This window comes from Pseudomonas sp. 210_17 TE3656, assembly GCF_054821965.1.
The window spans coordinates 1,340,677-1,357,322 of the sequence record NZ_JBTRBC010000001.1 but is presented as its reverse complement, the minus strand read 5'-3'; the positions used below and the strand labels follow the sequence as shown (position 1 = coordinate 1,357,322).

Genomic DNA, 16,646 nt, shown 5'->3' with positions numbered 1-16,646 from the left:
ACTATCGCGCAATCGCGCTCTAGGTTAGCGCTGCGTTTTATTTCAGGAGCCCGTACATGAGCAACATGAACCACGAACGTGTCCTCAGTGTTCACCACTGGAACGACACCCTGTTCAGCTTCAAGTGCACCCGCGATCCGGGCCTGCGCTTCGAGAACGGTCAGTTCGTGATGATCGGCCTGCAACAGCCCAACGGCCGCCCGCTCATGCGCGCCTACTCGATCGCCAGCCCGAACTGGGAAGAGCATCTGGAGTTCTTCAGCATCAAGGTGCCGGACGGCCCGCTGACCTCGCAGCTGCAGCACCTGAAGGAAGGCGATGAGATCATCATCAGCAAGAAGCCTACCGGTACACTGGTACTCGACGACCTGAACCCGGGCAAGCACCTGTACCTGCTGAGCACCGGTACTGGCCTGGCGCCGTTCATGAGCGTCATCCAGGATCCGGAAACCTACGAGCGCTTTGAGAAAGTGATCCTGGTTCACGGCGTCCGTTACGTCAACGAAGTCGCCTACCGCGAGTTCATTACCGAGCACCTGCCGCAGAACGAGTTCTTCGGCGAGGCGCTGCGTGACAAGCTGATCTACTACCCGACCGTGACCCGCGAGCCGTTCGAGAACCAGGGCCGCCTGACCGACCTGATGCGCAGCGGCAAGCTGTTCGAGGACATCGGCCTGCCACCGATCAACCCGCAGGACGACCGTGCGATGATCTGCGGTAGCCCGAGCATGCTGGACGAAACCAGCGAAGTGCTCGACAGCTTCGGCCTGAAGATCTCGGCGCGTATGCGTGAGCCGGGCGACTACCTGATCGAGCGTGCATTCGTCGAGAAGTAAGCAGTACGCGGAACACAAAAAACGCAGGCCTTGGCCTGCGTTTTTTTTTGGAACGGGCAGTCTCTAGAGATCCATGACCACTTCCAGCACCCGGATCTGATCCGGCTGCGGATAGTGCCAGCGCACCTGCACATCCCAGAACTTCACGCCGTACACGCGCTCGGGCGGTGGGATCTGATAGGCCGGACGCGGGTCTTGGGCCAGGCATTGCTCGATCAGCTCTACCAGCGGCTCTGCAAGGCGCAAGGCGTGCTCGCGGGCCTGGGGCAGGGCGGTGTCACTCCAGGCGACCGAAATCGGCGCTGGCGGTGCGCTGGCCATCTGGTTGGTCGCGCTACTGACCGCATCGGCATAGGGCACATAGGGCTTGATGTCGAGCACCGGGGTGCCGTCGAGCAAGTCGATGCCCGACAGGAGCAGGCGCCCGGCTTCCACCTTCTCGAGGCGCACCACCGATTGGCCGATGCCGTTGGGCCGGTGCGTCGCCCGGGTGGCGAATACGCCCATGGAGGTGTTGCCGCCCAGCCGTGGCGGACGCACCTTGAGCCGTGGCTTGTCTTCCAGGGCCTGGTGGAACAGGAACAACAACCAGACATGGCTGACCTGTTCGAGCCCGGCCACCGCGTCACCGCTGTCGAAGGGCGGCACCAGTTCCAGCACGCCGCGCGCAGCGGGCGCCAGCTGGGGCTGGCGCGGGATCGCGAACTTTTCCTTGAAGCAGGAGCGGACGAATCCGATCGGTGCGACGCTGTAGTTCATCGACGTCTCAGCCACGGACCCGCAAGGTCAGGCCCTTGAGGAAATTACGCAGCAGTTGGTCGCCGCACGGACGGTAGTTGTTGTGCCCGACCTTGCGGAACAGGGCGCTGAGTTCCGGCTTGGACACCGGGAAGTCAGCCGCCTTGAGGATCGCGTGCAGGTCGTCTTCCTTGAGCTCGAAGGCCACCCGCAGTTTCTTCATGATGATGTTGTTGGTCACGGGCAGTTCGACAGGTTGCGCAGGGCGGCTGTCGTCCTTGCCGCGCTTGAAGATCACCAGGCCATCGAGAAAGTGTGCGATGACTTCGTCGGGGCAGCGCACAAAGCCTTCTTCTTCGTCTTTCTTGAGGTAGGAGACGATATCGTCTGTGGCGACTTCGAAGCCGGAGAGCTTGATGATATCGGCCAGTTTGGCGTCGTTGACGTCCAGCAGGTAGCGCAGGCTGCGCAGTACATCGTTGTGAATCATGGTGACAATCCTGTTCGGGGCGTCGCCCGGGTGGCGGCGCCTTGTTGCTAGAATTTTTCGGTGTTTGCCAGATAGCGCCACTGGCCCAGGGGCAACTTGCTCATGGATACACCGCCCAGGCGAATCCGGCGCATGCTCACCGGGGTAACCCCAACGCTGCTGCACAGCAAGGCGATCAGGCCAGGCTGCGGGTTTTTCAGGACCATGCGCAGGCGCGTTTCGTTCTGCCAACTGGCCTTGATCTTCGGCAGCTCCTTGCCCTTCCAGGTGAACCCGCGGTTCAGACGTTCCAGGCCGTGAGCGATCATGTCGCCGCTGACTTCAACCACGTATTCCTGTTCGAGCTTGGCCAGGTCGGATTCGAGCTTGCGGGTGATCCGCCAGTCCTGGGTGAACACCTGCAGGCCGCTGGCGCCTTGTTGCAGAGGCGCCACGTTATTGAGGCGGGCGAAGTGGCCTTTGAGCGGGCGGCGGCCTTGGCTGTGATCTGCGGACAAGCTGTCGGCAGTGATGCTGTTACAGGCGCTGTCGAGGTCCAGGTCGGCCGGTTGGTGGAGCAGCAGGGTGACCGGCTCCAGGGCTTCGGCGCGGGCACCGGCCTGCAGTTCGACCTTCTGCTCGGTCACTTTGAATTGCGGCTCGTCGACCACCGCACCGTCCACGGTGACCCAGCCGCCTTCGATGTACAGTTCGGCCTCCCGTCGGGAGCAACCGACCAGTTCAATGAGGCGTTTGGAAAGGCGAATGGGTTCAGACATGACGACAGCCGTAGGCATAGGGAAAGGTGCCCATTGTAACCGTGCGGGCGGGCCCAGGTCCGGCAACATTCGCCCGTCGGGCCAATTATCTGCGATTTAGCTGCATTTCAGAAAGGTATGACGTCTTCTGTCAGCCGGTTTGAGCGGCTTTTGTCTGAATCAGCCTCAGATGCAGTAAGGGGTAGGGTTGACCCATGCCATCTGTTTCCGAACGGCCGACCACCTCGAATCCCTGGTGCAAATAGAAGCCCAGAGCCTGCGGGTTTTGTTCGTTGACATCGAGTCCAACGGCGTTGAGTTCGTCGATGGCGTAGTGCAACAGGCGTTTGCCCAGCCCCTGGCCACGCGCAGCCGGATCGATAAAAAGCATTTCCACGCGTCCGGCGGCAACCCCGGCAAAACCGGTAATCCGCTGCTTGGCGTCTTTGCAGCAGATCAGCATCACCGCGTCCAGATACTGGCTGACCAGCAGTTCGCGCAACAGACAGATATAGCTGTCAGGCAGGAAGTCGTGGGTTGCCCGCACAGACGCCTCCCAGACACGCGCCAGCTCCGGGTAGTCGCTTAATCTGGGGGTGTGCACGCTGATATGCCGGTACATCGCTCTGCTCTCCTTGGGCAACAGAGACAACGATAGTTGCAAAAAAAAGCCCCGCCAGGGTCGGCAGGGCTATTTTCAGCAGGATGCGATCAGATCGGTTCAGCCCACATGTCGTACTCGTCGGCGTCGGTGACCCGGCAGCGTACGGTGTCACCCGGCTTGAAGCCGTGGTTGCCATCGATGAACACGTTGCCGTCGATCTCCGGGGCGTCGAAGTAGCTGCGGCCTACCGAGCCTTCCTCTTCCACTTCGTCGATCAGTACGTCGATTTCGCGGCCGATACGCAGTTGCAGGCGGGCACTGCTGATCGCCTGCTGGTGGGCCATGAAACGATCCCAGCGCTCTTGCTTGATCTCATCGGGGACGACTTCCAGGCCCAGGTCGTTGGCTGGCGCGCCTTCGACGGGCGAGTACTGGAAGCAGCCGACGCGGTCGAGCTGGGCTTCGGTCAGCCAGTCGAGCAGGTACTGGAAGTCTTCTTCGGTTTCGCCCGGGAAGCCGACGATGAAGGTGGAGCGGATGATCAGCTGCGGGCACTGTTCGCGCCACTTCTTGATGCGCGCCAGGGTCCGGTCTTCAAAGGCCGGACGCTTCATCGACTTGAGTACTTTCGGGCTGGCGTGCTGGAACGGGATGTCCAGGTACGGCAGGATCTTGCCGGCGGCCATCAGCGGGATGATGTCGTCGACGTTCGGGTACGGATAAACGTAGTGCAGGCGAACCCAGGCGCCCAGGCTGCTCAGTGCTTCGCACAGTTCGAGCATGCGGGTCTTGACCGGGCGGCCGTTCCAGAAGTCGGTCTTGTATTTGACGTCGACGCCGTAGGCGCTGGTGTCCTGGGAGATCACCAGGATCTCCTTGACCCCGGCCTTGACCAGGCGCTCGGCTTCGCTGAGGACTTCGCCGACCGGACGGCTGACCAGCTTGCCGCGCATCGACGGGATGATGCAGAAGCTGCAGCTGTGGTTGCAGCCTTCGGAAATCTTCAGGTAGGCGTAGTGGCGCGGGGTCAGCTTGACGCCCTGTGGCGGCACCAGGTCGATCAGCGGGTTGTGATCCTGGCGCGGCGGAACCACTTCGTGCACGGCGTTGACGACTTGCTCATATTGCTGCGGGCCGGTCACGGCCAGTACGCTCGGGTGCACGTCACGGATGCTGCCTTCCTCGACACCCATGCAACCGGTGACGATGACCTTGCCGTTTTCCTTGATGGCTTCGCCGATCACTTCAAGCGACTCGGCCTTGGCGCTGTCGATGAAGCCGCAGGTGTTGACCACCACCACATCGGCATCCTGATAGGTGGGCACGACTTCATAGCCTTCCATGCGCAGCTGGGTCAGGATGCGCTCGGAGTCGACCAGGGCTTTGGGGCAGCCTAGGGAAACGAAGCCGACCTTTGGCGTGGTTGGCGCAGGAGTGGTGGACATGACTAACCTCGGTGTAATGGGGACAGTCGTACGCAAGCGCCGCTGTCCTGTTGGGCGCTAGCAGCGCCTCTGATCAAAAAGTGCGCAATTCTAGCGGTGCGCAACGGAGTTGACCAGCTTTAAACGGGGAAATACGACGAGTGCTTGGCGATGCCGGACTCCAGCAAAGCGGCTTGCTGCCGCCTGCTGGAGTGCCTGGGGGTTACTGCGCCTTGAACGCCGCTTGCGCCTTCGGGCTGGTGAGGATCGCGTAACGTGTTGTGCGGGACACTTTTCCGGTGAGGAAGCGCTCGAAAACAGGCATGAAAATACTGCGGTCCAACGTTGGCTGTTTGACCTTCAGGTAGTTTTCGCAGCAAGTGCGATAGTCTTCCATGCAGATGAAGCGCTTGATCCAGTAGTGGAAAAAGTAGCCCATTAAAAAACCCAGACTGAAATCGCGATCAATCACCTCGTGTGCGCAACACTCGAAATCGATCAAGCGCAGCTGGCCATCGGGGGCGATCAGGATGTTCTTCGGGTGAGGGTCCATGTGCACGAAGCCTTCGTCGAGCATGCGCGCGAACAGATCAAAGACTTGTGGCAGCAAGGTTGAGGCCTGTTCAGGGTGAGCGATCAAGCGATCATCAACACTGCAATGATCGTCCAGAAAGCTGACCAGCAAGTACTCTTCCTTGAGAAATGGAAAGCGCCCTTTATAGCCAAAGGCGGCAACACTGGGGGCGCAAGCGGATTTGGTGGCCACCGCTGACAGGTTGATGAATTCGTTGGTCAGGTCATGCAGGCCGAAAGTCTTCTTCAGCCCCAGGTAGTTCTGCAGCTGCTTTTTCCAATGGATCAGGCGATTGTGCTTGAGCACCCATTTGCGCTCACCTTCGAGCAGGAAGACGCCGCGGGTCGCTTCTGGCGTGTCCAGCGGGGTGTGTTGTTCGGGTGTTGTGAAGAAGCGCCGAACCGCGGTGGAAAGTTCGTGCTGATGGTGCGGATCAAAATGAAAGGTAACGCCCTCAATGTGCTGTTTGTGCAGCGTTCGGGTAAGGCTCCTGAGGTGACGCATGTACCGCTCCCTGATCGAAAAGTGCGCAATCCTAACGGCTGTAATATCACTTGGCTAGCAACCATGCGCTGTACCCTGGGCTATGCTTCGCGGCTATATGCCTGTGTTTCTATCGGGTCCTGTTGGCGTCAGCGGTGCGGTCGCTAAAGTCTCAGCGTCTGGCGTGTATTTTTCCGGCCCCAAGGGTCTAGGCTGCGGGAGTAGCGGATGGTTCAGGCAAGCGATCAGGCTGATTCCGGGCATTCGGCGGCGAAGCCGCTGAGCCTGTTGGTGGCGGCGGTAGGGGTGGTGTACGGCGATATTGGCACCAGTCCCTTGTATACCCTCAAGGAGGTGTTTTCCGGCGACTATGGGGTGCCGGTCAACCATGACGGCGTGCTGGGTATCCTGGCGTTGATCCTCTGGTCGCTGATCTGGGTGGTCTCGATCAAGTACGTGCTGTTCATCCTGCGCGCCGACAACCAGGGCGAGGGGGGCATCATGGCCCTTACCGCGCTGGCACGCCGGGCTTCGGCGCCTTATCCCAATCTGCGTGCGCTGATGGTGGGCTGCGGCCTGATTGGCGCTGCATTGTTTTATGGTGACAGCATGATCACCCCGGCCATTTCGGTGCTGTCGGCGGTTGAGGGCATGCAACTGGCCTTCGACGGTATCGATCACTGGGTGGTGCCAATAGCCTTGGTGGTGCTGGTGGCGTTGTTTCTGATCCAGAAGCACGGTACGGCGCGGATCGGCATTCTGTTCGGGCCGGTGATGGTTGCCTGGTTTGTTGTCCTGGCGGCGCTGGGTGTGCACGGCATTTCCCAGAGCCCTGAGGTGCTCAAGGCGTTCAACCCGGTCTGGGCGGTACGCTTCTTCATTGTTCACCCGGGCATGGGGGTGGCCATTCTCGGTGCTGTGGTTCTGGCCCTGACCGGTGCCGAGGCACTGTATGCCGACATGGGCCACTTCGGGCGCAAGCCGATTGCCCGGGCCTGGTTTGCCCTGGTACTGCCGGCGTTGGTGCTGAACTACTTTGGCCAGGGGGCCATGCTGTTGCAGAACCCTGAGGCGGCGCGTAACCCCTTCTACCTGTTGGCTCCCGCCTGGGCGCTGATTCCTTTGGTCGGTCTGGCCACCCTGGCGACAGTGATCGCCTCCCAGGCGGTGATTTCCGGGGCCTTCTCCCTGACGCGCCAGGCGATCCAGCTCGGTTATGTACCGCGCATGCAGATCCAGCACACCTCAAGCCACGAACAGGGGCAGATCTACATCGGCGCGGTGAATTGGGCGCTGATGGTCGGGGTGATCCTCCTGGTGCTGGGTTTCGAGTCGTCCGATGCGCTGGCCTCGGCCTACGGCGTGGCGGTGACCGGGACCATGCTGATGACTACCCTGTTGGTGTCCACGGTCATGCTGCTGCTGTGGAAATGGCCGCCAGTGCTGGCGGTACCGGTATTGCTCGGTTTTCTGTTTGTCGACGGCCTGTTCTTTGCCGCCAACGTACCCAAGGTGGTGCAGGGCGGAGCTTTTCCGGTGCTGGCGGGGATTGCGCTGTTCGTGCTGATGACCACATGGAAGCGTGGCAAACAGATCCTCGTCGAGCGTCTGGATGAAGGCAGCCTGCCACTACCGCTGTTTATTGGCAGCATTCGCGTGCAGCCACCGCACCGGGTCGAAGGCACGGCAGTGTTCCTGACGGCGCGAGCGGATGCCGTGCCACATGCCTTGTTGCACAACATGTTGCATAACCAGGTGCTGCACAATCAGGTGGTGCTGTTGACGGTGGTCAGCGAGGACATGCCGCGGGTGCCGACGCAGCATCAGTTCGAGGTAGAAGCCTATGGTGAGGGCTTCTACCGGGTGTTACTGCATTTCGGTTTCATGGATGAGCCCGATGTGCCTGCGGCGCTGAAGCTGTGCCATCTGGAAGGTCTGGACTTCAGCCCGATGCGCACCACCTATTTCCTGAGCCGGGAGACGGTGATTCCTTCGCGGCTGGTGGGGATGGCGCGTTGGCGGGCAATGTTGTTTGCGTTCCTGTTGAAGAATGCCAACGGCACTTTGCGTTTCTTCAACCTGCCCTTGAATCGGGTGATCGAGCTGGGTACGCAAGTCGAGATTTGACCTGCACAGTGGGAGCGGGCTTGCCCCGCGATGCGATGTGGCTGGCAACATGCTATCGCGGGGCAAGCCCGCTCCCACTGGCAGACAGTTACTTGCCCAAATCAGTGTTCGGCAACGCTGGTCTTGCCCTGGCGATTTTCGATATCACCGATCAAGCGCTTGGCCAGCGCCGGGTAGTTCTCGTCGAAATGATGCCCGCCTGGCAGCTTCAGGCGCTCACCAACTGCGGTGTGGTCGGTGCAGCCACTTTCATCGGCTTCTTCCTCGCCATAGATGCAGATCACTTTCGCTGCCGGCAACTTGGCCATTTCCGGTCCGGTCGGCGCTTCCTTGCCGGCGTTGCCCAGCCAGCCCTCAACTTCGATCTCGAAACTGCCGCTGCGGGCGAAAGCCAGCAGGATGACTGCGTCCACACGTTGCTGGTCTTCAGCGGGAAGACGGTTGTAGATCGCAGGCAAGACGTCTGCGCCGAACGAGTAGCCGGTCAGTACGAAACGTTTGGTGCCCCATTTCTGACGGTAGTGCTGCATCAGCTCCGACAGGTCAATGGCACTTTGTTCCGGTGTCTTGTGCTGCCAGTAGTAGCGCAGGGTATCGATGCCGACCACTGGATAGCCAAGCTTGGCCATCTCTCCTGCAACGTCGCGGTCCAGGTCACGCCAGCCGCCGTCGCCGGAGAGGAACAGGGTTACGGTGTCGGTGGTCTGGCCTGCCGGGACCTCGACCACCGGGATGCTCATGGCATTGCCTTCTTCACCCACCAGAGCCTGGGTCAGTTGTGCTTTGAGCACTTGCGGCAGGTGGATGTCGTAATCGCTGATGCTGGTTTCGGCGTTGGCTTGATCGCGTACAAAGGCGGCGCTGGCGTCGTCCGGGTTGTCGTTCCAGGCGACGCTCCAGTGGCCGTGAGCCGCCGATTTGGGCAGCGGTGTGGCGCAGCCCGGGCGTTCAACGCTGAAATCTACCGAGATAGCCTGGGCTTTGTCATCGCTCTGGCCAGCCAGCCAGTCCCAGGCTTGCGCGGCGCCGGGGCCGATACCCGCTACCAGGGTTGCCGGGCCTTGCAGTTGTTGCAGGGCCTGTTGCAAGGCGGCTTTTTGCAAGGTGCAGTCGGCTGGCGGCAGGATCACTTGAACCATCTGCGCCTCGCCGCTCTGGCTCAGGTTCAGCAGTTGCTTGTCGGTCAGCGCCTGGTCCGGGAGTACGGCGATGGCCACGCGGGCTTTGGCATGGGTGCCGGGGGTGACCCGGGTCAGGCTGCTGCCATCAGGCTGGGTCAGGTGTTCCAGCTGTGGCTCAGGAGCCGGACGGGTCCACAGCCAGAAGCCCAGGGCTGCGACCAGCAAGCCCAGAAGCAGTGTGGCCAGAAGGTGTAACCAATAGCGTCGAATCATCAGCGTTTCACCAATCCAGTCAGGCCGCCGGCGATCAGGGCGGCAGTGTCAGCCAGTGCCACCAGCGGATCGAGTCCGGCAGGCACGGCCATGTAACGGGGTTCCCAGTCAGGCTGGAACTTGTCCTTGAAGCGTCTCAGGCCCTGGAAGTTGTAGAGCTGCTCGCCGCGCTGGAACACGATTGAGCCCAGGCGTTGGGTCAGCGGTGCGCCACGGCGCGGCTGCAGTCCGGAAAGAGGCACCATGCCCAGACTGAAGCGGGCGTAGGCCTGGTGCTTATAGTGCTGGATCAGGCCGATCATCATGAATTCCATGGTCAGCTTCGGCGCCTGTGGATGGGCGCGCATCAGGTCGAGGCTGGCCAGTTCGCGGCTGTGGGTTTCCAGCAAGTTGGCAAAGGCTACCGGGCGTCCCTCGAAGCGGATCAGGGCAATCCGGAAATGTTGCAGGTATTCTGGGCTGAATCGGCCTAGAGAAAAGCCTTTCTCGCGCACGTTCTTGCCGCTCAGCCAGGCGTCGGAGATAACCTTCAGCTCCTCAAGCGGGGCTTGCCCCGGTTCATGTACTTCCAGGCTCAAGCCGTCGCGACCACCGCGGTTCCAGGTGTAGCGCAGGTCTTTCATCTCCTTGCCCTTGGCATCCAGGTCAAAGCGTTTGAGATCGACCCGCGCCTCTTCGCCGAGCTTGATCGCGGTCAGGCCGATGTCCATATAGAACGGCAGGTTCTCGGCACGCACCTGGTAGAACACCGGGCGGGCATGGTGCACGTCACACAGGTCGCGGAACTGCCAGATCATTTCGGCACGCTTGTGCGCCGGGCCGATCGGATCGTACAGGGCGACCAGGCTGCGGCCTCGGTGGGCGTACATAAGGAAGGCATCGTCATCGGGGTGGAACAGCAGCGCCTTGTCCCCGGTCAGCGCCAGGCCGCCGTCGGGTTGATCCGAGGCCTGCAGAATGCGGTTGGCGCGTTGCAGCTCTTCGGTGTTTGGCAGGTGGATCACCGGGCGCGCGGTACGCAGCAACCAGGTCAGGGCGACCGCTACCAGCAGTACCGCGCTGCCCAGGGCTGAGCGCAGGCCGCGCGGGGCGTCGGCGTCCAGGGTGAATTGCCACCACAATTGATGGCTATAGGGCACGTCCTGATAAGCGAACAGCAACAGCCAGATCGACGCGCCAATGACGCAAGCGCTGGCTGCCAGATAGACAGGTGAGAAGGGCAGCTCCAGCAAGCGGCTGGGGCGGTAGAAGGAGCGTCGGAACAATGCCAGCAGACAGGCGGTAAAGGTCAGGATACTGGCTTCTTCCCAGTCAAAGCCCTTGAGCAGCGAGAGCAGGGCACCGACCAGCAGCAGGATGGTGGTCAGCATCCAGGCGGCGGACAGGCGACGGCGCAGCCCCTGGGCCAGCAGCAGGCACAACACGCCAATCAGGCTGGCGCCGAAATGCGAGGCGTCGATCAGGCGATGGGGAATAAGGAAGCCCAGGTGTTCGAGACGTTCGTCGATTTCCGGGGTGGCGCCGGAAAACAGCAGCACTACACCAGAGAGAAACACCAGTACTGCCAGCACCGGGGCAGCCAGTCCGGATGCTGCCTTGATGGCCTGACGGGCAACCAGATACCGCCGTGCCTCGCTGCTCAGCAACAGGGCGCAGGCCAGCAGCAATGGCAGTACCACGTAGATCAGGCGATAGAGCAGCAGGGCGGCGGCCAGGGGCGCGGCACCAAGTTGATCGGCGAAAGCGGCCAGCAGAATCGCCTCGAACACCCCGACGCCCCCGGGAACATGGCTCAGCACTCCCGCAGCCAGGGCCAGCAGGTACACCAGCAGGAATGCGCCGAAAGGCGGTGCTTCAGGCAATAGCAGGTACAGCACCGTCGCCGCAGCGGCAACATCCAGGGCGGTGATCAGCAATTGCAGGAAGGTCAGGCGTGCGCCGGGCAGGCGCAGGGTGCGGCGGCCGATGCGCACCAGCAGGTTGTCTACCTGCGGCTGCTCCGGCAGACGCCGACGGTACAGGCCGTAGGCCAGCAGCGCAGCCAGGCCCAGCACGACCAGTGCAATACCGGCCAGCAGAGCTTGTGGAAGGTGCAAGGCTGCCGCTGCTGCTGGCAGATTGCTCAGGGTTGCCAGGGCTGCCAGCGGCGGTAGCGCACAACCGAGCGAGAGGCTGGCGAACAGGGTCATGCGCGCGACTTCAGCGGCACCAATACCCTGGCGGGCATACAGTCGGTAACGCACCGATCCGCCGGAGAGCAGCGACAGGCCGATGGCGTTGCCTATGGCGAAGGCGCTGAAACCACCCATGACCAAGGTCCGCGGCGGCAGTTGAACGCCGGCATAGCGACTGGCAGACCACTCGTACCCCAAAAGGATGATGAACCCTGCAACCGTTGCCAGGAATGCTCCGGCCAGGGCCGTGGGTGGCACGCTGAGCAGCGAATCATGCAGGGCATAGATGTCCAGCTCGCTGAGCAGATGACGGCAAGCGATCAGGGCGATGGTGAACAACAGCAAGGTCACCGCCAGGCCAATTGGCTGGCGATAACGGCTCAAGCGGTCAAGCCAGCGTAAATGCTGGGCGGCGTTGGGCAGCGCAGAGGTGACAGGTGCTTGTGTTTCGGGTGTCTGGCTGTGCATCAAGCACCTCGTGGGGGGTGCACGCCAGGAGGAACGTATCCAGCCAAGGTACCAATCCCTATGGAAAGTAGTGGCGACTATGATCGGGCCACTGCCTGTCCAGAGGATAGTTAAAGAATATTTATATTGCCGCGCGGGCGTGGGGAGGGGGCTGAATCGCAGATGCAAAAAAGGCCACTTTTTTCAAAGTGGCCTTTTCTGTTGTTTGGTTGCGGGAGCCGGATTTGAACCGACGACCTTCGGGTTATGAGCCCGACGAGCTACCAGACTGCTCCATCCCGCGTCTGTGGGGCGGATTCTACAGCGTTTTGACCAGCTGTCAACGCTTAATTGTTGATTTACAATAAATTTATGCCCGAGCACTTTCTTCAGGCAAAGAAAAAGGCCACTCCGAAGAGTGGCCTTTCCTGAATCTGGTTGCGGGAGCCGGATTTGAACCGACGACCTTCGGGTTATGAGCCCGACGAGCTACCAGGCTGCTCCATCCCGCGCCTGTGAGATGAATTCTACAGTTATGCGCTGGAGTGTCAAGCGCTCATTTCAAGAAATCCTTTTTTGTTCAAATGCTTAGCGCTCTCTTTTAGTACTGCAAGGCAGCTGTGCTGGGGCTTTTAGGGTTTGAGTGTGTATGTTTATCCAGTATCTGTGGTGCGTACGGCGCAGTGGAATGAGATACTGCCTACACGATTGTTCACCTGTAGCTACGGTTGCCGATGTCCCAGCGCAAGATCATCCACATCGATTGCGATTGCTTTTACGCCGCTATTGAAATGCGTGACGACCCGCGTCTGGCCGGGCGGCCGCTGGCTGTCGGTGGCTCGGCTGAGCGCCGCGGGGTAATCGCCACCTGTAACTACGAGGCGCGGGCCTATGGTGTGCGTTCGGCAATGTCGTCCCGGCATGCCCTCAATCTGTGCCCTGATCTGTTGATCGTAAAACCGCGCATGGATGCCTATAAAGAAGCATCCAGGGAAATACACACGATCTTCCGCGACTACACCGATCTGATCGAGCCCTTGTCGCTGGACGAAGCCTACCTGGATGTCTCGGACAGCTCCTGGTTTGCCGGTAGCGCAACGCGGATTGCCGCGGATATTCGCCGCCGAGTTGCCCAGCAACTGCACATCACGGTGTCGGCCGGGGTGGCGCCGAACAAGTTCCTGGCCAAGATCGCCAGTGATTGGCGCAAGCCCAACGGCTTGTTTGTGATTACGCCCAATGAAGTCGAAGCGTTTGTTGCTGCGCTGCCGGTCAACAAATTGCACGGCGTGGGCAAGGTGACTGCGGACAAGCTCGGTCGCCTGGGCATCACTAACTGCCTGGAACTGCGCGACTGGAGTCGCCTGGCGCTGGCCCGCGAGTTCGGCAGTTTTGGCGAGCGTCTGTGGGGGCTGGCACGGGGTATCGATGATCGTGCGGTGCATAACGACAGTCGTCGTCAATCAGTCAGTGTCGAAAACACCTACGACACGGATCTCCCCGATCTGGCCAGCTGCCTGGAGAAACTGCCGGAACTTTTGGAAACCCTGGCCGGACGCATGGCGCGCATCGATGACAGTTACCGGCCGGGCAAACCCTTCGTCAAAGTGAAGTTCCACGATTTTACCCAGACCACCCTGGAGCAGGCCGGTGCCGGGCGTGACCTGGGCAGTTATCAGCAATTGCTCAGCCAGGCCTTCGCCCGTGGCGGCAAACCGGTGAGGCTGCTGGGTATCGGCGTGCGCTTGCAGGATTTGCGCGCGGGCCATGAGCAGCTGGAGCTGTTTAGTCGCGACTGAATGAAAAAACGCCAGCAAGCTGGCGTTTTTTAGAGCAGGGCAGGGGTATCAATGCACGCCAGGGTCGGCGACCAGGCGGCCGGCATCCTTGGTCAGCGACTGGAGAAACTCCTGTTGCAGCTCCGGATCGTTGCGGGTGAGTTCGATCAGGCTCTGCTCCAGCTCGCTGGCTTCTTCTTCCAGGCCCAGTTCAGACAGGCGTTTGACACGGTGAACCCACTGACTGACTTCATCGTCTTCAAGGTCGTCGAAGATCAGGTCGTGGGCTTCCGCCAGCTTGTTGCGCAAGGTGCTGCTGATCAGCAGGCTGGCATCGCCACGGACGTTGTTGTCTTCATCGGCGACTTGCAGGTGCAGGGTGCCGATGTGGGTCAGGTTCTGCTCGGAGAACGGGCTGTCGAGCAGATTCAGCAACAGCACCCCGTTGCGATCGGTAGTCAGCGTATGGTTGACCTTGCCGGCCTTGACCTCAACCGGACGATCGCTCCACGGCAGGCTGGTGTACTCCTGGCGTTTGTCCTTCTGGACCTCGTTGATCCCGGCAAGGTTCTGCTGGGCGCGGCCATTGGACTGGGTGTTCATGAACGGGTTGAGGCCGTCGACACCGTAGCTGAACCAGTCGCGGGTAACACTATCGGGCAGGTTGCCCAGCGCGAAGATATTGACCACGTTGGCACCGACGCCGGCCACTACAGCCACCGCGCCCAGGGGAATCTCGTAGACTTCCCGCCAGGGTTGGTAGGGCGTGTAGCGATCATATCGACGGGTGACTTCGAACTCGGTGACTTCGAAGTTCTTCTGTTCGTGAATGCGCACGCGCCGCTGGGGCAGTTCGAGTACCTTCGGGTCCCCGACATCGATCTGCAGGCTGTGTTCGAGCAGCTTGCGCTCGATGCGTTCCTCATGCTCGCTGCGCTGGGACATCTGGTTGGCGCAACCGCTGAGCAACAGGGCGCCGCTCAGTGCGGCGCCCCCCAGGGTAAAGGTACTTCGCTTGAACATGATTACTCTTGCGTTGGCTTAGCGGCGGATGCGGGCTTGCAGGAACGACAGCACCTCGGCCACTGGCAGCGGTTGCGCGTCACGTTCGGTACGGTGCTTGTATTCCAGGTTGCCATCGGCCAGGCCGCGGTCGCTGACCACAATGCGGTGCGGAATGCCGATCAGTTCCATGTCGGCAAACTTGATCCCCGGGCTGGTCTTCTTGTCGCGGTCGTCCAGCAGCACGTCGAAACCGGCGGCGGTCAGTTCGGCGTAGAGCTTGTCGGTGGCTTCGCGAACCTGTTCGGTTTCGTAGCGCAGCGGTACCAGGGCGACCTGGAACGGGGCCAGGGTGTCGCTCCAGATGATACCGTTTTCGTCGTAGTTCTGCTCGATGGCCGCAGCCACCACGCGGGACACGCCGATACCGTAGCAACCCATGCTCAGGGTCACCGGCTTGCCGTTTTCGCCCAGTACCTGGCACTTGAGTGCTTCGCTGTACTTGGTGCCGAGCTGGAAGATGTGCCCGACTTCGATGCCGCGCTTGATCACCAGGGTACCCTGGCCATCCGGGCTTGGGTCGCCTTCGACGACGTTACGCAGGTCGGCCACTTGTGGAACGGGCAGGTCACGCTCCCAGTTGACGCCGAAGTAGTGTTTGTCGTCGATGTTGGCACCCACGCCGAAGTCGCTCATCAACGCTACCGAGCGGTCGATGATGCATGGCAGCGGCAGGTTCAGCGGGCCGAGCGAACCTGCGCCAGCGCCGATGGCGTCACGCAGTTCTTCGTCGCTGGCCATGACCAGCGGGCTGGCGACTTCTGGCAGGTTGGCGGCCTTGATTTCGTTCAGTTCGTGATCACCACGGACGATCAGGGCAATCAGCTTGCCTTCTTCGGCAGCGTGGACGATCAGGGTCTTGACGGTCTTTTCGATCGCCAGGCCGTAGTTTTCCACCAGTTGCGCGATGGTCTTGGCGTCCGGGGTGTCGACCAGGCGCAGCTCTTCGCTTGGCGCAAGGCGCACGGTTTCCCGTGGAATGGCCTCGGCCTTCTCGATGTTGGCGGCGTAGTCGGAGCTGTCGCTGAAGATCACATCGTCTTCACCGGACTCGGCCAGTACATGGAATTCGTGGGAGTAGCTACCGCCGATCGAGCCGGTGTCGGCTTGCACAGGACGGAAGTCCAGGCCCAGGCGGGTAAAGATGTTGCTGTAGGCCAGGTGCATGCGGTCGTAGGTTTCCTGCAGGGAAGCCTGGTCGGCATGGAAGGAGTAAGCGTCCTTCATGATGAATTCGCGGCCACGCATCAGACCGAAGCGCGGACGGATTTCGTCACGGAACTTGGTCTGGATCTGGTACATGTTCAACGGCAGCTGTTTATAGCTGTTGAGCTCGTTGCGGGCCAGATCGGTGATCACTTCTTCATGGGTCGGGCCCACGCAGAAATCGCGACCGTGACGGTCTTTCAGGCGCAGCAGTTCAGGGCCGTACTGTTCCCAGCGGCCGGATTCCTGCCACAGCTCTGCAGGCTGGATGCTTGGCATCAGCACTTCGAGGGCGCCAGCGGCGTTCATTTCCTCGCGGACCACGGTCTCAACCTTGCGCATTACCCGAAGGCCCATCGGCAGCCAGGTATAAAGGCCGGATGCGAGCTTGCGGATCATGCCGGCACGCAGCATGAGCTGGTGGCTGATGACGACCGCGTCGGAAGGGGTTTCTTTCTGGGTAGCGAGCAAATATTGACTGGTGCGCATGGTAGGCCGTTGTCGGTTGCTTAAGACTTTAAATGACCCCGCATTGTACGGGGGCGATTCGGTGGCGTACAGGATGCCGGAGC

The 16,646-nt window shown here is 60.9% G+C and carries 13 protein-coding genes and 2 tRNA genes; 3 read left to right on the top strand and 12 right to left on the bottom strand.

The window, feature by feature from the left end; all coding sequences use genetic code 11:
- The first annotated feature begins 56 nt into the window (after positions 1-56).
- Positions 57-836: a ferredoxin-NADP reductase gene (gene fpr / locus ACVI9W_RS06440; RefSeq protein WP_400170476.1), complete on the top strand. Its 780-nt coding sequence runs from the start codon at positions 57-59 to the stop codon at positions 834-836.
- A gap of 63 nt (positions 837-899) precedes the next feature.
- On the opposite strand, the gene tsaA is transcribed toward fpr, so the two are convergent.
- The 6 genes from tsaA to ACVI9W_RS06410 all read right to left on the bottom strand — a co-directional run bounded on the left by tsaA (position 900) and on the right by ACVI9W_RS06410 (position 5,907).
- Positions 900-1,595, bottom strand: coding sequence for a tRNA (N6-threonylcarbamoyladenosine(37)-N6)-methyltransferase TrmO (gene tsaA, locus ACVI9W_RS06435; protein WP_461529523.1), 696 nt, complete (start codon positions 1,593-1,595; stop codon positions 900-902).
- Between the two features lie 7 nt (positions 1,596-1,602).
- On the bottom strand, positions 1,603-2,064 hold the full coding sequence (locus ACVI9W_RS06430) for a YehS family protein (RefSeq protein WP_461529522.1): 462 nt from the start codon (positions 2,062-2,064) through the stop codon (positions 1,603-1,605).
- Positions 2,065-2,111: 47 nt separating this feature from the next.
- Entirely contained in the window at positions 2,112-2,822 is a 711-nt protein-coding gene (locus tag ACVI9W_RS06425; protein WP_038613909.1) for an rRNA pseudouridine synthase, read from the bottom strand.
- Positions 2,823-2,952: 130 nt separating this feature from the next.
- Entirely contained in the window at positions 2,953-3,423 is a 471-nt protein-coding gene (locus tag ACVI9W_RS06420; protein ID WP_461529521.1) for a GNAT family N-acetyltransferase, read from the bottom strand.
- 89 nt (positions 3,424-3,512) lie between these two features.
- Positions 3,513-4,850 carry a 30S ribosomal protein S12 methylthiotransferase RimO gene (gene rimO / locus ACVI9W_RS06415; protein WP_038613904.1) on the bottom strand — a complete coding sequence of 446 codons (1,338 nt, stop codon included), beginning with the start codon at positions 4,848-4,850 and terminating at the stop codon, positions 3,513-3,515.
- Positions 4,851-5,052: 202 nt separating this feature from the next.
- Entirely contained in the window at positions 5,053-5,907 is an 855-nt protein-coding gene (locus tag ACVI9W_RS06410; RefSeq protein WP_038613902.1) for a lipopolysaccharide kinase InaA family protein, read from the bottom strand.
- Positions 5,908-6,114: 207 nt separating this feature from the next.
- On the opposite strand from ACVI9W_RS06410, the gene ACVI9W_RS06405 reads away from it, so the two are divergent.
- Entirely contained in the window at positions 6,115-8,013 is a 1,899-nt protein-coding gene (locus tag ACVI9W_RS06405; RefSeq protein ID WP_461529520.1) for a potassium transporter Kup, read from the top strand.
- A gap of 101 nt (positions 8,014-8,114) precedes the next feature.
- Here ACVI9W_RS06405 and ACVI9W_RS06400 read toward each other — a convergent pair whose 3' ends face one another.
- The 4 genes from ACVI9W_RS06400 to ACVI9W_RS06385 form a co-directional block, all read right to left on the bottom strand.
- Positions 8,115-9,407, bottom strand: coding sequence for a virulence factor family protein (locus ACVI9W_RS06400; RefSeq protein WP_461529519.1), 1,293 nt, complete (start codon positions 9,405-9,407; stop codon positions 8,115-8,117).
- Entirely contained in the window at positions 9,407-12,049 is a 2,643-nt protein-coding gene (mprF, locus tag ACVI9W_RS06395) for a bifunctional lysylphosphatidylglycerol flippase/synthetase MprF (RefSeq protein WP_461529518.1), read from the bottom strand. The genes ACVI9W_RS06400 and mprF overlap by 1 nt, the downstream gene beginning before the upstream one ends.
- A gap of 206 nt (positions 12,050-12,255) precedes the next feature.
- A tRNA-Met gene (locus ACVI9W_RS06390) sits at positions 12,256-12,332 on the bottom strand.
- Positions 12,333-12,463: 131 nt separating this feature from the next.
- Positions 12,464-12,540: transfer RNA gene (locus tag ACVI9W_RS06385), tRNA-Met, on the bottom strand.
- A gap of 222 nt (positions 12,541-12,762) precedes the next feature.
- Between ACVI9W_RS06385 and dinB the strand changes: the two genes are divergently transcribed.
- Entirely contained in the window at positions 12,763-13,827 is a 1,065-nt protein-coding gene (gene dinB, locus ACVI9W_RS06380; protein ID WP_461529517.1) for a DNA polymerase IV, read from the top strand.
- Positions 13,828-13,875: 48 nt separating this feature from the next.
- Here the strand turns inward: dinB and ACVI9W_RS06375 are convergent, their stop codons facing one another.
- Together ACVI9W_RS06375 and ACVI9W_RS06370 are read right to left on the bottom strand one after the other, a co-directional pair.
- Positions 13,876-14,829 (bottom strand): hypothetical protein, encoded by a 954-nt coding sequence (locus ACVI9W_RS06375; protein ID WP_461529516.1) that lies wholly within the window; start codon positions 14,827-14,829, stop codon positions 13,876-13,878.
- An 18-nt stretch (positions 14,830-14,847) separates the two neighbouring features.
- Entirely contained in the window at positions 14,848-16,563 is a 1,716-nt protein-coding gene (locus tag ACVI9W_RS06370) for a proline--tRNA ligase (RefSeq protein WP_422420978.1), read from the bottom strand.
- Positions 16,564-16,646 lie beyond the last annotated feature (83 nt).

Coding starts and splice junctions, on each gene's coding strand:
- tsaA (WP_461529523.1), bottom strand. CDS start 1,595: ATGAACTACAGCGTCGCACCGATCGGATTCGTCCGCTCCTGCTTCAAG.
- rimO (WP_038613904.1), bottom strand. CDS start 4,850: ATGTCCACCACTCCTGCGCCAACCACGCCAAAGGTCGGCTTCGTTTCC.
- ACVI9W_RS06400 (WP_461529519.1), bottom strand. CDS start 9,407: ATGATTCGACGCTATTGGTTACACCTTCTGGCCACACTGCTTCTGGGC.
- ACVI9W_RS06370 (WP_422420978.1), bottom strand. CDS start 16,563: ATGCGCACCAGTCAATATTTGCTCGCTACCCAGAAAGAAACCCCTTCC.
- ACVI9W_RS06420 (WP_461529521.1), bottom strand. CDS start 3,423: ATGTACCGGCATATCAGCGTGCACACCCCCAGATTAAGCGACTACCCG.
- ACVI9W_RS06410 (WP_038613902.1), bottom strand. CDS start 5,907: ATGCGTCACCTCAGGAGCCTTACCCGAACGCTGCACAAACAGCACATT.
- mprF (WP_461529518.1), bottom strand. CDS start 12,049: ATGCACAGCCAGACACCCGAAACACAAGCACCTGTCACCTCTGCGCTG.
- ACVI9W_RS06430 (WP_461529522.1), bottom strand. CDS start 2,064: ATGATTCACAACGATGTACTGCGCAGCCTGCGCTACCTGCTGGACGTC.
- ACVI9W_RS06375 (WP_461529516.1), bottom strand. CDS start 14,829: ATGTTCAAGCGAAGTACCTTTACCCTGGGGGGCGCCGCACTGAGCGGC.
- ACVI9W_RS06405 (WP_461529520.1), top strand. CDS start 6,115: ATGGTTCAGGCAAGCGATCAGGCTGATTCCGGGCATTCGGCGGCGAAG.
- fpr (WP_400170476.1), top strand. CDS start 57: ATGAGCAACATGAACCACGAACGTGTCCTCAGTGTTCACCACTGGAAC.
- ACVI9W_RS06425 (WP_038613909.1), bottom strand. CDS start 2,822: ATGTCTGAACCCATTCGCCTTTCCAAACGCCTCATTGAACTGGTCGGT.
- dinB (WP_461529517.1), top strand. CDS start 12,763: ATGTCCCAGCGCAAGATCATCCACATCGATTGCGATTGCTTTTACGCC.